The sequence below is a fragment of the Ureibacillus thermosphaericus genome (assembly GCF_002370195.2).
Classification (GTDB): Bacteria; Bacillota; Bacilli; order Bacillales_A; family Planococcaceae; genus Ureibacillus; species Ureibacillus thermosphaericus.
Window position 1 is genome coordinate 1,521,928 of the sequence record NZ_AP018335.1, and the last position, 13,732, is coordinate 1,535,659.

Annotated in this window: 16 protein-coding genes; 3 read left to right on the top strand and 13 right to left on the bottom strand. The window is 35.9% G+C overall.

What is annotated here, in order from left to right; all coding sequences use genetic code 11:
* Window positions 1-31 precede the first annotated feature (31 nt).
* Genes UtA1_RS07270 through UtA1_RS07290 form a run of 5 tightly spaced genes read right to left on the bottom strand, consistent with a single transcriptional unit; the run spans window position 32 to window position 4,368 of the window.
* On the bottom strand, window positions 32-1,108 hold the full coding sequence (locus tag UtA1_RS07270) for an ABC transporter substrate-binding protein (RefSeq protein ID WP_016838278.1): 1,077 nt from the start codon (window positions 1,106-1,108) through the stop codon (window positions 32-34).
* Entirely contained in the window at window positions 1,105-1,908 is an 804-nt protein-coding gene (locus tag UtA1_RS07275; RefSeq protein WP_096550551.1) for an ABC transporter permease, read from the bottom strand. Before UtA1_RS07275 ends, UtA1_RS07270 begins: the two co-directional genes overlap by 4 nt.
* Entirely contained in the window at window positions 1,908-2,714 is an 807-nt protein-coding gene (locus UtA1_RS07280) for an ABC transporter permease (RefSeq protein WP_016838280.1), read from the bottom strand. Before UtA1_RS07280 ends, UtA1_RS07275 begins: the two co-directional genes overlap by 1 nt.
* Window positions 2,707-3,807, bottom strand: coding sequence for an ABC transporter ATP-binding protein (locus UtA1_RS07285; RefSeq protein ID WP_096550552.1), 1,101 nt, complete (start codon window positions 3,805-3,807; stop codon window positions 2,707-2,709). The genes UtA1_RS07280 and UtA1_RS07285 overlap by 8 nt, the downstream gene beginning before the upstream one ends.
* 18 nt (window positions 3,808-3,825) lie before the next feature.
* Window positions 3,826-4,368 carry a helix-turn-helix domain-containing protein gene (locus tag UtA1_RS07290; protein WP_096550553.1) on the bottom strand — a complete coding sequence of 181 codons (543 nt, stop codon included), beginning with the start codon at window positions 4,366-4,368 and terminating at the stop codon, window positions 3,826-3,828.
* 301 nt (window positions 4,369-4,669) lie between these two features.
* On the opposite strand from UtA1_RS07290, the gene UtA1_RS07295 reads away from it, so the two are divergent.
* Both UtA1_RS07295 and UtA1_RS07300 read left to right on the top strand, forming a co-directional pair.
* Window positions 4,670-5,212, top strand: coding sequence for a peroxiredoxin (locus UtA1_RS07295; protein ID WP_096550554.1), 543 nt, complete (start codon window positions 4,670-4,672; stop codon window positions 5,210-5,212).
* Between the two features lie 41 nt (window positions 5,213-5,253).
* On the top strand, window positions 5,254-5,697 hold the full coding sequence (locus UtA1_RS07300) for a TlpA family protein disulfide reductase (protein ID WP_096550555.1): 444 nt from the start codon (window positions 5,254-5,256) through the stop codon (window positions 5,695-5,697).
* Window positions 5,698-5,820: 123 nt separating this feature from the next.
* Here the strand turns inward: UtA1_RS07300 and UtA1_RS07305 are convergent, their stop codons facing one another.
* From UtA1_RS07305 to UtA1_RS07325, 7 genes are all read right to left on the bottom strand, one after another.
* The gene (locus UtA1_RS07305) at window positions 5,821-6,480 is read right to left on the bottom strand and encodes a potassium channel family protein (protein WP_016838285.1); all 660 of its coding nucleotides are present in this window, start codon (window positions 6,478-6,480) and stop codon (window positions 5,821-5,823) included.
* 80 nt (window positions 6,481-6,560) lie between these two features.
* Entirely contained in the window at window positions 6,561-6,782 is a 222-nt protein-coding gene (locus tag UtA1_RS17895; RefSeq protein WP_331855256.1) for a hypothetical protein, read from the bottom strand.
* A gap of 131 nt (window positions 6,783-6,913) precedes the next feature.
* A complete protein-coding gene (locus tag UtA1_RS17900; RefSeq protein WP_331855257.1) occupies window positions 6,914-7,084 on the bottom strand; it encodes a methyltransferase domain-containing protein in 171 nt (56 codons plus the stop codon).
* Window positions 7,085-7,148: 64 nt separating this feature from the next.
* Window positions 7,149-7,334: a class I SAM-dependent methyltransferase gene (locus UtA1_RS17905; RefSeq protein WP_331855258.1), complete on the bottom strand. Its 186-nt coding sequence runs from the start codon at window positions 7,332-7,334 to the stop codon at window positions 7,149-7,151.
* A 955-nt stretch (window positions 7,335-8,289) separates the two neighbouring features.
* Entirely contained in the window at window positions 8,290-9,954 is a 1,665-nt protein-coding gene (gene rnjA / locus UtA1_RS07315) for a ribonuclease J1 (RefSeq protein WP_016838287.1), read from the bottom strand.
* A gap of 5 nt (window positions 9,955-9,959) precedes the next feature.
* Window positions 9,960-10,169 carry a DNA-dependent RNA polymerase subunit epsilon gene (locus UtA1_RS07320; RefSeq protein WP_016838289.1) on the bottom strand — a complete coding sequence of 70 codons (210 nt, stop codon included), beginning with the start codon at window positions 10,167-10,169 and terminating at the stop codon, window positions 9,960-9,962.
* Window positions 10,170-10,395: 226 nt separating this feature from the next.
* Window positions 10,396-11,748 carry a transposase gene (locus tag UtA1_RS07325; protein ID WP_096549708.1) on the bottom strand — a complete coding sequence of 451 codons (1,353 nt, stop codon included), beginning with the start codon at window positions 11,746-11,748 and terminating at the stop codon, window positions 10,396-10,398.
* 420 nt (window positions 11,749-12,168) lie between these two features.
* Between UtA1_RS07325 and UtA1_RS07330 the strand changes: the two genes are divergently transcribed.
* A complete protein-coding gene (locus UtA1_RS07330) occupies window positions 12,169-12,939 on the top strand; it encodes a Cof-type HAD-IIB family hydrolase (RefSeq protein WP_096550556.1) in 771 nt (256 codons plus the stop codon).
* A gap of 115 nt (window positions 12,940-13,054) precedes the next feature.
* Here UtA1_RS07330 and def read toward each other — a convergent pair whose 3' ends face one another.
* Complete coding sequence (gene def, locus UtA1_RS07335) at window positions 13,055-13,609, bottom strand: peptide deformylase (RefSeq protein ID WP_096550557.1); 555 nt, start codon at window positions 13,607-13,609, stop codon at window positions 13,055-13,057.
* Between the last annotated feature and the right edge of the window lie 123 nt (window positions 13,610-13,732).

Genomic DNA, 13,732 nt, shown 5'->3' on the forward strand with positions numbered 1-13,732 from the left:
AAATCATTCATTTTTGTCATTGACAAAAGAGCTACCTGATGGACATTTTAAATTCCAAAAAGTATTCGTTATATTTTCCTAGCCATTCTAAGCCTAAATTTTCATATACTTCTAACCGATCTTTTATTTCTTCAGGAGGGTAGAAACGTTCATCGTTAACAATTTCTGGATCCATTATGTCTAATGCAGCTTTATTTGGTGTGGAATAACCAACATATTCAGCATTTTGCGCTGCTACTTCAGGATCCAGCATAAAGTTAATGAAGGCATGTGCACCATCAATATTTTTTGCTGTTTTAGGAATGACAAAGTTATCAAACCACAAATTTGATCCTTCCTGTGGTACTGCATAATCTAATTCTTCATTTTCTGACATCATATCAGCTGCTGATCCCGACCATGTGAGGGCAACAGCTGCTTCATTATTAATCATTAAAGGTATGATTTCATCACCGATGATCCCTTTAATATTTGGAGAAAGGGTGACGAGTTTATCAGTTACTTGACGCAACAATTTCTCATCTTTTGCATTTAACGATTCGCCAATGGAGTTTAAACCCATTCCCATTACTTCGCGGGCACCATCCACTAAAAATACTTTTCTTTTCAGGGAAGGATCCCATAAATCGTTCCATGATTCAAAAGTGATATGATCTGGAATTAAATTTGGATTAAAGACAATGCCAACCGTACCCCAGAAATATGGTATAGAATACTTGTTTTTCGGATCAAAAGGTAAGTCTAAATAATAGGGATCAATATATTGTAAATTCGGTATTTTTGAATGATCAATTGGGTGGAGTAAATCTTCTTCAATCATCATCTCAATAGTATATTCAGATGGGATGGCGATGTCATATGTTGTTCCACCTTGTTGGATTTTTGTCAGCATTGCTTCGTTGGAATCAAAGGTTTCATAAATGACCTTAATTCCAGTTTCTTCAGTAAATTGTTTTAATAAATCTGGGTCGATATAGTCTCCCCAGTTGTAAATTGTAATCGTGTCTTTACTTCCTTTGCCACCGGAAGCTTCCAATTGATCAGCAACGAAGTAAAGCCCCGCACATAGTAGCAAAATAGCGATACTTAAGTTAATTAATGATTTCATAATCGTCCTAACCCCCCGTTAGCAAGCTTCGTGCGGCGGGTTACGAAATAGTAACCAATTACAATAAGAACCGTCACGACAAAGATAATTCCTGAAAGGGCATTAATTGTTAATGAAATGCCAACGCGAGCAATGGAATAAATTTCTACAGATAATGTAGAGAATCCGTTTCCGGTTACGAAAAACGTAACAGCGAAATCATCTAATGAATAGGTGAGTGCCATAAAGAAGCCTGCAAAAATGCCAGGTTTAATGTAAGGGACGATTACACGGTATAAAACATCCCGTTTAGTGGCACCTAAATCTTGTGCTGCATCAATTAAATTTGGATTCATTTCTAATAACTTCGGCAATACCATTAAAACAACAATCGGAATACTAAAAGCAATATGTGAGATTAGGACTGACGTAAATCCGAGTTTTACTCCAATCATCGTAAAGAGAATTAAAAAGCTTGCACCAATCACTACATCTGGGCTTACAATCATAATATTATTTAATGAAAGCAACGTATTTCGCATTTTTCGGTTTTTTATTGACACAATTCCAATGGCCCCTAAAGTACCGAGAATCGTAGAAATGAAACTAGATAACAGGGCGATGATGATTGTGTTAATTAATATGACTAACAACCGAGAATCTTCAAAAACAGCTTGATAATGTTCCATTGTAAACGACTCAAAATTATGCATGGAACCACCGCTATTGAATGAGTAGAAAATTAAATAGAAGATCGGCGCGTATAATATGATGAATACAACGGCGACATATATTTTTGCTGGTGTAGATAATCTATTCATTACACGCGACCTCCTTTTGCTTTTCTACCAGTGAATAACATACTTACTAACATAATTAATACAAGGAATACGGCAATTGTTGAACCCATTCCCCAGTTTTGGGCAACGAGGAATTGCTGTTCAATAGCTGTCCCTAATGTAATCACTTGGTTTCCTGCAATTAAGCGAGTAATCATGAAGAGTGATAATGCAGGAATAAATGTAACTTGAATTCCCGACTTCACGCCTTCGATTGTTAATGGCCAAATTACTCGGCGGAATGTAGTAAAAGGTGATGCACCTAAATCTCTTGCTGCATCCACTAATGTTGGATTTAACTTATCTAAGGAGTTAAAAATCGGAATAATCATAAATGGAATAAAGATATAAACAGACACAAATATAAAACTAAAATCAGTGAATAAAATTTGTTGTGGCTCAATTCCAAATACGCTGACCACTGCGTTAATCGGTCCATATAAACCAAATATTCCGATGAAAGCATAAGTTTTTAAAAGTAAATTAATCCATGATGGAATAATGATAAACATGAGCCAAAGATATTTGTGTTTCGTTTTCGTTAAAATAAATGCCATCGGATAAGAAATAAGCAATGTAAAGAAAGTTATGATGACAGCGTAAAAAAAGCTAGTAAGTGTCATCTGGATATAAACAGGCGAAAAGAATCGTTTATAGTTTTCCAATGTGAAATTGCCGTTTAAATCTAGCATGGAATAATAAACGATTAAGGCAATTGGCGCAATGACAAAGAAAGCAATCCAAAGGAGATAGGGAATGAGCGGCCCTTTTGCTACACGATCACGCATTGTTACCCTCTCCATATGATTCTAATCGTTTATCAAATTCTTCTTCCGTCTCATTTAAACGCATTACATGGATTGCTTCCGGATCAAAGTTTAAGCCGATTTCTTCGCCAACTTCTGCCTTTTTCAAAGAATGAACGAGCCATTCATTACCGTCTTTATCATAAGTCGATAACTCGTAATGCACACCGCGGAACAATTGAGTATCGACTGTTACAACAAGTTTTCCTTTGTCCACTGATGTAATTTCCAAATCTTCAGGTCGGATGACAATATCTACTTTTTCATTTGGTTTCATGCCTTTATCAACACAATCAAAAACTCTTCCGGCAAATTGCACTTTGTAATCTTCTAACATAATGCCTTCAACGATATTTGATTCTCCTATAAAATCCGCTACGAATCGGTTGATTGGTTCATCGTATATGTCAACAGGGGAACCTGATTGTTGAATTTCACCATCGTTTAATACAAAAATTTCATCGGACATCGCTAAGGCTTCTTCTTGGTCGTGAGTGACAAAAACAAAGGTTTTTCCAAGTCGCTGCTGTAATTCTCTGAGTTCGTATTGCATTTCAGAACGTAATTTTAAGTCAAGGGCAGATAGTGGCTCATCTAGCAAAATCACTTCTGGATTATTGACAATTGCTCGTGCAATGGCTACACGTTGTCGCTGACCACCTGACATCTCAGAAATTTCACGGCTTTCAAACCCTTCCAAATTGACAAATTTCAGCGCTTCCATAACACGCTCTTTAATTTCACTTTCTTTTATCTTTTTTATGCGCAATCCGAATGCGACATTTTCAAAGACATTTAAATGTGGAAATAGCGCATAGTCTTGAAATACTGTATTTACTTGTCGTTGGTGAGCAGGAACGTTGTTGATTTTTTTTCCATTAAAATAGACGTTTCCGCTAGAAGGCTCTGTAAAACCCGCAATTATTCTAAGAATCGTTGTTTTTCCACAACCTGATGGTCCAAGTAAGGTATAAAACTTTCCTTTCTCCAATTCAAAGTTAATGTTTTTTAATACTACTGTCCCATCGTCATAAGATTTTGATACATTTTCAAATTGAATAATTGTGTTACTCATATCCAAGCCTCCTAAACACTATAGATAAGATTCTGTTGCTACAAGAAGCAATTGTGACTCACCATCATTGGCATTAAATATTTGGTGATTGCTTGAAGCTTCATAGTAGATTGAATTTCCTTCACTGGCGATGTATTCTTCTTCCCCTAAAACAACTCGAATCCGACCCTTTAATACATAAATAAATGTTTCGGCTAGAGAAGGTTCGAATTGTTTATATTCGCCACCCTTTTGAAATGTAATGATGACCGGTTCCATTTCTTTATCATTGGAAGTCGGTATAAGCCATTTGATTTCATATTTTTTTTCATCATCTATATAAGTGGTTTGGTCTTCCTCGCTGTAAACCACTTTTTGTTCTTCAAAGTCATCATCAAAAAATTCTTTAGGGGTGGAACCTAATACTTCTAAAATGGTAAAAAGCGTGTCGATGGAAGGGGAGTTTAAATCGCGTTCAAGTTGTGAAATGTAACCCTTAGTTAAGTCCGTTCTTTCTCCGAGCTCTTCTTGAGTTAACCCTTTCTTAATGCGCAATGCTTTAATTTTCTTTCCGATTTGCATAGATAAAACTCCTCTTTTTCGACAAGTAGTTTATTTTTTCTAAACTTTTTGTAAGAAAGTTTACTTTTACAAAACTTTTAGTTTACAATTACAGATAATGATTATACCTAATTTTAATTGGAATGCAACAATTTTTTATAAAATTTTCATATTTATATAAAGAAAAAATGCAATATTTTTTTAACTTTTCAGTAAGATATTAGGAAGCGTTGTACCCAAAATAATTGAAAATACGGAATGCATTTGTTAACGTAAAAAAGGAAAGTATTACCTTCATTTTGGCGGTTAGGGGGAATCTCACATGGCAGAATGTTTAGTGAATAAACAGGCTCCGTTATTTGAATTGAATGCAGTAATGCCGGATAAGACCTTTGGAAAAGTTGCTTTAGAAGATATCATGAATGAAGGGAAATGGACTGTTCTATTTTTTTATCCAATGGATTTTACTTTTGTATGTCCCACGGAAATTACAGCATTGAGCGATCGCTATGATGAGTTTGAAGAATTAAATGCAGTAGTAATCGGTGTGTCGACAGATTCAATATATACTCATTTAGCATGGATCAATACAGAGCGGACGAAAAATGGTATTGGACAGCTAAATTACCCTTTAGCTTCGGATCACAATCACGTAGTTTCAAGGAAGTTTGGTGTTTTAATAGAAGAGGAAGGGGTAGCGCTTCGCGGATTATTTATTATTAGTCCAGATGGTGAGATTCAATATCAAGTCATACATCACAATAATATTGGTCGGGATGTTGATGAAGTATTGCGCGTATTACAGGCTCTTCAAACGGGCGGGTTATGCCCAGCCAATTGGCGCCCTGGTCAATCTACATTATGATTTTACAGAGGCATGGGAGATATTTTTAAGGGGGAAAGTTGATGAAATTGCGTTCACCATTACCAGAATTGGATGGTGCAACAATATGGATTAATGGGAAAGTGCGAAAAGAAGAATTATTAGGAGAAAAACTCACGTTAATCCACTTTTGGTCAATCAGCTGCTACTTATGCAAAGAAGCTATGCCCGATTTTAATCGATTTCGTGAAAAGTATAAAGATTACTTGAGTGTCGTAGCAGTGCATATGCCTCGTTCAAAAGAAGATACGGATATTGAAACAATTAAACAAGTAGCGGAAAAGTTAAATATGACACAGCCTATATTTGTAGATAATGATTTATTATTATCGGATTTATTTGAAAATGAATATGTGCCTTCCTATTATTTGTTTGACCGCTCCGGTTTTTTGCGGCACTATCAAGCTGGTGGAAAAGGAATGAAAATGTTAGAACAGCGGGTAAACAGGATTATAGAGGAAAAATAAAAGGTAAAGTTGTCTGAAGGTAAGAAAACTCTTCAGACAGCTTTTTTTGTATCATGATTGTTTCAAAAGAGTTGTTTTTTGGAAAGAAAAGCTTCATCAAGGCTTCATGAAATATATCACTTATTATGTCATCGCCCGATTGACGAAGCGGTTAATATCCACTACAGCTCCGATGACAAGCAATATATCGCCTAATAATATTTTTTCATCGGCACTAGGAGAAATGATGATTTGTTCGCCTCGTTTAATCCCGATAATGTTAATTCCGTAATTCGCACGAATATCTAAATCTTTAATAGAATATCCAGCAATGCGATGGTTTGATTTAATTTCCATAATGGAGTGCTCATCGGATAATTCTAAATAATCAAGGACATTGGACGACATTATGTTATTGGCAATGCGAATACCCATGTCTCGTTCTGGGTGTACGATTAAATCCGCCCCTATTTTTTGTAATACTTTTGCGTGATAATCGTTTTGCGCTTTCACAGTAACTTGGGGTACACCTAATTCTTTTATAATTAATGTCGTGAGTATACTTGCTTGAATATCGTCTCCAATTGCCACAATCACATGTTCAAAGTTTTGGATACCGAGTGATTTTAATGCTTCCTCATCTGTGGAATCTGCAATAACCGCATGGGTAGCAATTTTAGAAAATTCTTCCACTCGATCAGATGAAGAATCAATTGCCATCACATCTGCTCCAAGTCGAACTAATTCCCGGCAGATACTTCCTCCAAATCGTCCCAACCCAATAACTACAAATTCTTTTCTCATTTGTTACCTCCGTACATGCATCGATGACATTATTTTAGCTTACTATTTCGAAATCCACAAATAGAGGGAAAGGTTATTTTTTAGTTGTTTCCATATGGTTTACTTCGTGAATCGTATACGTTTATAATAAGCAAACCAAACACCATTATCACAAGTGAAGGCTTTAAAGCTTTTTCCTCGTTCTCAATGATTGCATGTTTACCTTCTTCTTTCATTCCCTCAAATAGTTCACTGCAGAACATGATAATCCAATTTTTTAGTCCTTCTTCTCCTTCTAGTGGTGTAGGTCGATCAAAATGCATGGCAAACGCAACCTGAAAACCCATTTATTCCATTAATGTGCTATATTCTCCAATGCTCGGGAAGTACCAAGGAAAAGAAATTTCTTTTTCTATTCCTGCACTTTTGATTTGATTGATGATTTCTTGAGTAATCATTTGGACATTACCTTTCCCACCAAACTCAGCGATAAATCTTCCTCCTTTTTTAAACTTTTGAAAATATTTGTAAGCGCTTTTTCTGGTTCATTGATCCAGTGTAATGTGGCATTTGAAAAAAGAGTATCAAACTCATTATGATAATCCAGTTTTGTAATATCTCTCACCAAAAAGGTCAGGTAAGGATATTTCTCTTTTCCTTTGCAATCATGTTTTCACTTAAATCAATTCCTATAACACTTGCTCCGGTATTTGCAATTTTTGAGCTAAATCTCCTGAACCACAACCAACATCTAGAATGTTTTCCCCCTTTTTCGGAGCTAAATAATCAATTAAACTGCTCCCAAATTTTGATACAAAAGAATGCTGTTCATCATAAAGTACGGGATTCCAATGATCTTTCTGAATAGTAGACATAAACATTCCTCTTTTTGTTTTAGAGACATTGTACAAGTTGTAACCCAAAATAAAAAATGAAAATTATGAATTATGTTTATAACATTTATTTATTTTCTTAAAGGTTAACTTGTGGAGATAATAGTCAAGCGATAAAAAAATTTGTGATGGGAGATAATAGTCAAACTTCCGCAGATAATAGTCATTCACGAGAGGATAATAGTCAAAGTAGTGAACATAATAGCCAATCGATAAAAAAAGCCGAGAGCAAAGGGAGATAATAGTCAAACTTCCGAAGATAATAGTCATTCACGAGAGGATAATAGTCAAAGTAGTGAACATAATAGCCAAACGATAAAAAAAGCCGTGAGCAAAGGGAGATAATAGTCAAACTTCCGAAGATAATAGTCATTCACAAGAGGATAATAGTCAAAGGAGCAAACATAATAGCCAAACGATAAAAAAAGCCGAGAGCAAAGGGAGATAATAGTCAAACTTCCGAAGATAATAGTCATTCACGAGAGGATAATAGTCAAAGTAGTGAACATAATAGCCAAACGATAAAAAAAGCCGTGAGCAAAGGGAGATAATAGTCAAACTTCCGAAGATAATAGTCATTCACAAGAGGATAATAGTCAAAGGAGCAAACATAATAGCCAATCGATAAAAAAAGCCGCAATCGATGGGCGATAATAGTCAAACTTCCGAAGATAATAGTCATTCACGAGAGGATAATAGTCAAAGGAACGAACATAATAGCCAATCGATAAAAAAAGCCGAGAGCAAAGGAAGATAATAGCCAAACTTCCGCAGATAATAGTCATTCACGAGAGGATAATAGTCAAAATAGCCGACATAATAGTCAATTGATAAAGAAAGAAGGAAGCGAGTTAGCAATATATAAAATTGAATGACAACATGAATCGAAGAAATAAGGCTGTCTAGAAGGTTAATTTTTCTAGACAGCCTCAGATTTTTATACTTCCATAATGATTGGTAAAATCATTGGTCTACGTTTAGTTTTTTCAAATAAATATGGAGATAAAATATCTGTTATCTCATTTTTTAATTCTGTCCATTGAGATTTTTCTTGAATCATTTCTGCTAAATGATCTGCAAGCATTTTCTGTGCTTCGCTAATTAGTGTAGCAGATTCACGCATATAAACAAAACCTCTAGAAATAATATCAGGACCTGCTACAATTTTTTGTTGTTTCATATCTACGCTAACAACAACAATGACTAATCCTTCTTCGGAAAGAATTCGGCGATCGCGCAACACGATATTTCCGATATCACCAATTCCGCTTCCATCAATGTAAACATCGCCTGAAGGGATGCGTCCTGCAACGTAAGCTTCGTTTGAGCTGAGTGCAAGTACATCTCCATTTTCCATTACAAATGTATTTTCAGCCGGTACATCGCAATCAATAGCAAGTTTCGTATGCATTTTTAACATGCGATATTCACCGTGAATTGGCATGAAGAATTTTGGCTTCATTAAGCGAAGCATTAATTTTTGTTCTTCTTGGGAACCGTGACCTGAAGTATGAATATTGTTAATAGATCCATGAATGACTTCTGCACCAGCACGGTATAATAAGTTAATAATTTTATTGACGCTAATCGTATTGCCAGGAATAGGCGAAGAGGAGAATACAACTGTATCTCCTGGCTGAATTTGAATTTGACGGTGAGTACCATTAGCAATTCGCGATAAAGCCGCCATTGGTTCGCCTTGAGAGCCTGTACACAAAATCATTACTTCATTTGCTGGTAGGCGATTGATTGTTTGAGCGTCAACGAACGTTTCTTTTGGTGCAGTAATGTATCCTAATTCTCGACCAATGGAAATAGCATTATCCATCGATCGTCCGAAAACTGCAATTTTTCTTCCATATTGAGCAGCTGCATCTGTTACTTGTTGAAGTCGATGGATATTGGAAGCGAACGTTGCAAAAATAATACGTCCTTCAACTTTACGGAAAATATCGTGGATGCTTTCACCAACTTTTCGTTCTGACATTGTAAAGTTAGGTACTTCTGCGTTTGTGCTGTCCGATAATAAACAAAGCACGCCATCGCGTCCGATTTCTGCCATTTTCGTTAAGTTGGCTGGTTCACCCACTGGTGTAAAATCAAATTTAAAGTCACCAGTATGAACGATATTTCCAGGCGGTGTTTTTACAACGATTCCAAATGCATCTGGAATACTATGTGTTGTTCTAAAGAAACTAACAGATGTTTTTCGGAATTTAATGACATCATCTTCTTTAATTTCAATCAGTTTCGTTTGACGTAGTAAACCGTGTTCTTCTAATTTATTGCGCAAAAGCCCAAGGGCAAGTTTTCCACCGTACACAGGTACATTTACTTGGCGCAATAAATACGGTATTCCACCGATATGGTCTTCATGGCCATGAGTTATAAATAGGCCTTTAATTTTATCGGCATTACGTACTAAATAAGTATAGTCAGGAATTACATAATCGATTCCTAGCAAATCATCTTCAGGGAATTTAATCCCTGCATCGATGATAATAATTTCATCTTGAAATTGTACTCCATAAGTATTTTTGCCGATTTCGCCCAGTCCGCCAAGAGCAAAAACGGCAGTTTGATCATTTTTTACAAATTTCATATAGATTATGCATTCTCCAAACGGAAATTCGGGCTATTTTTTTCATATTCTAAATAATTGCCCTCAAGTAATTGGATATATTCAATCAAAATGTGGCGATCTTTTAAATATTCGCGGACTTCTCGTTCTGAATTAGCTTCTAGATAGAGGCTTTTCGTATTTTCGCGAACTGGTACTTCATCTGGATTTTCTTGATAATACACTTTGTAAATCATCTTTTCTCTCCCTCTTTAACCGAACATTTTTTGCATTTATTATTTTTCCACTTTTTACGAATATAATCAATTGGTATTTATTATATTAACGCAAATGGTTTATATCTTCACAACCATCTGCATGAAGTGGCCTATTAGTTAAAGTGACAAAATTTGAATCAATTTCATAAGTCACTTTTTTCAATAGCTTAGACGAACCCAATTTCGAAATAGCTATTTTTAAAAATTAGGCTGCTGACTGTTGGTTTTGTAATTGGGCGTTTACTCGATCTGCTGCTAACTTGCAGGCATTATAACTAAACATCACCATCTGGAAATGCAGCTTTGCTTTTTTCCCAGAACGATGACGGACATTATCTAATTGAAAGTATTCTTTTAAATACGCATTTACACGTTCGACAGCTGAGCGTTCTTTATAGAGTTGCTTCCATAAATCCGAACCTCTTGCCGGATACGTATATTTGCGGATATCGGTTTTACACTTGATTTTAAAGACTTTTTGGCACAGTGAATCGTCACGTAATGGACAGGTTCCACATTCCTTTGGGCGTGTGAATTTTAAGCTTTGATATTTCTTGTCGAAGCTATCGTAACAGTAGCTATGTTCGCGCACGCACGTTGGACGGAAATGTTCGTCAAAGCCTAGTAGCTCGGATTCACGCCGTTTCACATAAGGAATCACAGGGTTCATCCCTTGATTTAAGATTTGACGGTAAATAGGCTCATAATCGTACCCCTTGTCTAAAATCACGGTCGTAAACTGATTCGGTAAAACGTCCGCTACCTTTTTCAGTAAAGGAATGGCTGCTTTACTGTCGCTTAAATTAGCAGAAGACATCACACCTGCGACAATGTACTGGCTTTTCGTAGACACGGCTAAATGCGCTTTATAGCCAAACCAAAACGTGTTTTTACCGTCACTATTTTTCTTCACGCCCCACTTCGGTTCGATGGGCATGTCTTGTAAAAGTGTCGCAGTGGGCACGGTGAGTTGTGTTTCCATTTTCTTTTCATAAGTTGACTGATTCGCTTCGATTTCTGCTTGTTCTAACAGCCAGGCTTCGCGCTCTGCTTTTGATTTGCGCCCGCGTTTCTTTGGTGTTTTTTCCTTTTTTTCTGTTGGCTTCGCTGCGTCACGTGCTTCGAAATGTGTGGCATCTTCTGTTAGATGCGCATCGTTTAAAAAGCCTTCTGTGAAAGCGGCTTGAATCACTCGATCATTCATTTGTACGAAGGCATCCGAATCACTAATCACGTTGACCATACGTGAATAAGAGGCTTCAGAAGGAATAAAGTCAGAGAGCAGAAAACCGCAATCTAAACGAAATAGAATGTCATATTTCAACCGTTTGACCAAATCTTTCACAGTTGGAATACGCTCGACAATCCGAATGACAAGTGACTGCACCATCGCACCGTAGTTTAATTCTCGTGGTGCGCCATACATCGTCTTTTTACGAAATAGCTGAAAAATCGGTTGTAAGTCGAATGTGGCTAAAATCGCATCGAAACGACGAGAACTTTCCATTTCCATTAATTCATGGATGTCAAATAGACGCATTTGCTTTACAATAGTCATAGGGCATTCACCTCGTGGATAATTTTGGTTTGGTCACTTAAATTATACCATTTTGGGGAGGTGCTCGTTTTTTATTGTTTTGAAACCCTTGTGAGACAAGGGTTTGGAGTTATGAAATTAACTCATTTATTAAGAAATATTCATTATATACCAAAATTTCAAATTTGTAACATGGCGAAATAAAATGCATTTCCTTTATATTATCATGTGAATCTTTTAAAATAAAGAAAAGCCCTCCGTTTTTGAAGGGCTTAAGCGATTGATTTTTTACCGAGGATGCCATTAAGACGCTTCAAAAGTTTCTTTTTGAGTCTTTTTAACATGGCACATCACTCCTTAGTTTAAAGTATAAGGTAGAATTATATATATGTAAAGTATTTTTCATTTACATATAAATATGCATTAGAAGGGTTAGTGACAATGAAGAAGGTTCTGTTTTTTGATGTAGATGGTACACTTTATAATAGTAAGAAAAGATTGCCTCCATCTGCGAAGGATGCAATTTATCAAGCAAAGAGGAACGGTTATGAAATTGCCATTGCTACAGGTCGAGCTCCTTTTATGATTCAATCGATTTTAAAAGAGTTAGAGATTGATACTTTTATAACTTTTAATGGACAATATGTTGTTTATAAAAATGAAGTGATTTTTACAGATAGTGTTCCACAAGACGATTTAACGGAAATCATTGAATTCGGATCTATGCGCAATCATCCTGTTGTATTTATTGATGACGAAAAAATGATTGCTACAACAGAAGGAAACAAAAAAATCGAACAAAGTTTACTATCGTTACGCTACCCGTATCCCGAAATTAATCCTCATTTTTATAAAGAAAATGCTGTCTATCAAACACTTATTTTTATGGAAGAAGAAGAGGAAGCGATTTATCACGAAACATTTTCAAATGTTAAATTTGTTCGCTGGCATCCGTACTCTTGCGATATCCTTCCAAAAGACGGTTCAAAAGCGAGAGGGATTAAAAAAGTATTGGAAAAAATGAATATTCCCATTGAAAATGCCATTGCTTTTGGTGATGGATTAAACGACATTGAAATGCTTCAAGCAGTTGGTATAGGGGTAGCAATGGGTAATGCCAAAGAACAAGTAAAAGAAGTAGCTGATGTTGTAGGTGAACATGTTGACAATGATGGGCTTGCGAAAGTGATGAAAAAATTAGAAATCATCTAATCTATTTATATGCATGATGACTTTTCGAAGTCTCGGCATTTGTCTCATACAAGTAGAAACCCCAAAAGCACTGAAGACAAAATTGGTGCTTTTAGGGTTTTCTTTTTTATGCTTATTAACCTTCAAAAGGAAAAGCATCTGGAATAGGAGCAAACGGATCTTCTTTATTAATATGATCATAAAACATAATCCCGTTTAAATGGTCCAATTCGTGTTGAAAACATATCGCTGGACGACCTTTTAAACGCATTTTTTTCTCTTCGCCATCAACAGTGAAGAATTTTACCGTAATCCGTGCATATCGAGGAACATACCCAGGAACATTGCGGTCAACGGATAAGCAACCCTCACCATTAGGTAAGTAAGTTTTTTCAGCAGAATGGCTGACGATTTTTGGGTTGATTGCGACAAAGCTGAGTGTTTCTCCATTTTCTTCTTCAATATGAAGGGCAAACATTCTTTTTAAACAATTTACTTGGTTTGCTGCAAGCCCTATTCCAGAACGCAATTCATATTTTTCTGCTATTTCCGGATCTTGACTATTTTTTAAAAACTGCAACATATCCTCTGCTAATTTACGCTCTTCATCTGATAACGGGAATTTCATCTCTTCTGCTTTCATTCTTAAAGCAGGGTGACCTTCACGGACAATATCTTTCATTAAAATCATATTTTACTTCCTTTCAATTTCTCTATCAAAATGAAGGTTTTTCTATTTAAAAATACCATATGTCAATTTCTTTTTCAAATAGATGTTTCAATGAATATTATATGTCATTTATAGGCGATAATG

What these genes read in the sequence shown, in the direction of transcription:
- UtA1_RS07270 (WP_016838278.1), bottom strand. Translation starts at nt 1,108, where the DNA reads ATGAAATCATTAATTAACTTAAGTATCGCTATTTTGCTACTATGTGCG.
- UtA1_RS07275 (WP_096550551.1), bottom strand. Translation starts at nt 1,908, where the DNA reads ATGAATAGATTATCTACACCAGCAAAAATATATGTCGCCGTTGTATTC.
- UtA1_RS07280 (WP_016838280.1), bottom strand. Translation starts at nt 2,714, where the DNA reads ATGCGTGATCGTGTAGCAAAAGGGCCGCTCATTCCCTATCTCCTTTGG.
- UtA1_RS07285 (WP_096550552.1), bottom strand. Translation starts at nt 3,807, where the DNA reads ATGAGTAACACAATTATTCAATTTGAAAATGTATCAAAATCTTATGAC.
- UtA1_RS07290 (WP_096550553.1), bottom strand. Translation starts at nt 4,368, where the DNA reads ATGCAAATCGGAAAGAAAATTAAAGCATTGCGCATTAAGAAAGGGTTA.
- UtA1_RS07295 (WP_096550554.1), top strand. Translation starts at nt 4,670, where the DNA reads ATGGCAGAATGTTTAGTGAATAAACAGGCTCCGTTATTTGAATTGAAT.
- UtA1_RS07300 (WP_096550555.1), top strand. Translation starts at nt 5,254, where the DNA reads ATGAAATTGCGTTCACCATTACCAGAATTGGATGGTGCAACAATATGG.
- UtA1_RS07305 (WP_016838285.1), bottom strand. Translation starts at nt 6,480, where the DNA reads ATGAGAAAAGAATTTGTAGTTATTGGGTTGGGACGATTTGGAGGAAGT.
- UtA1_RS17895 (WP_331855256.1), bottom strand. Translation starts at nt 6,782, where the DNA reads ATGCATTTTGATCGACCTACACCACTAGAAGGAGAAGAAGGACTAAAA.
- UtA1_RS17905 (WP_331855258.1), bottom strand. Translation starts at nt 7,334, where the DNA reads ATGTCTACTATTCAGAAAGATCATTGGAATCCCGTACTTTATGATGAA.
- rnjA (WP_016838287.1), bottom strand. Translation starts at nt 9,954, where the DNA reads ATGAAATTTGTAAAAAATGATCAAACTGCCGTTTTTGCTCTTGGCGGA.
- UtA1_RS07320 (WP_016838289.1), bottom strand. Translation starts at nt 10,169, where the DNA reads ATGATTTACAAAGTGTATTATCAAGAAAATCCAGATGAAGTACCAGTT.
- UtA1_RS07325 (WP_096549708.1), bottom strand. Translation starts at nt 11,748, where the DNA reads ATGACTATTGTAAAGCAAATGCGTCTATTTGACATCCATGAATTAATG.
- UtA1_RS07330 (WP_096550556.1), top strand. Translation starts at nt 12,169, where the DNA reads ATGAAGAAGGTTCTGTTTTTTGATGTAGATGGTACACTTTATAATAGT.
- def (WP_096550557.1), bottom strand. Translation starts at nt 13,609, where the DNA reads ATGATTTTAATGAAAGATATTGTCCGTGAAGGTCACCCTGCTTTAAGA.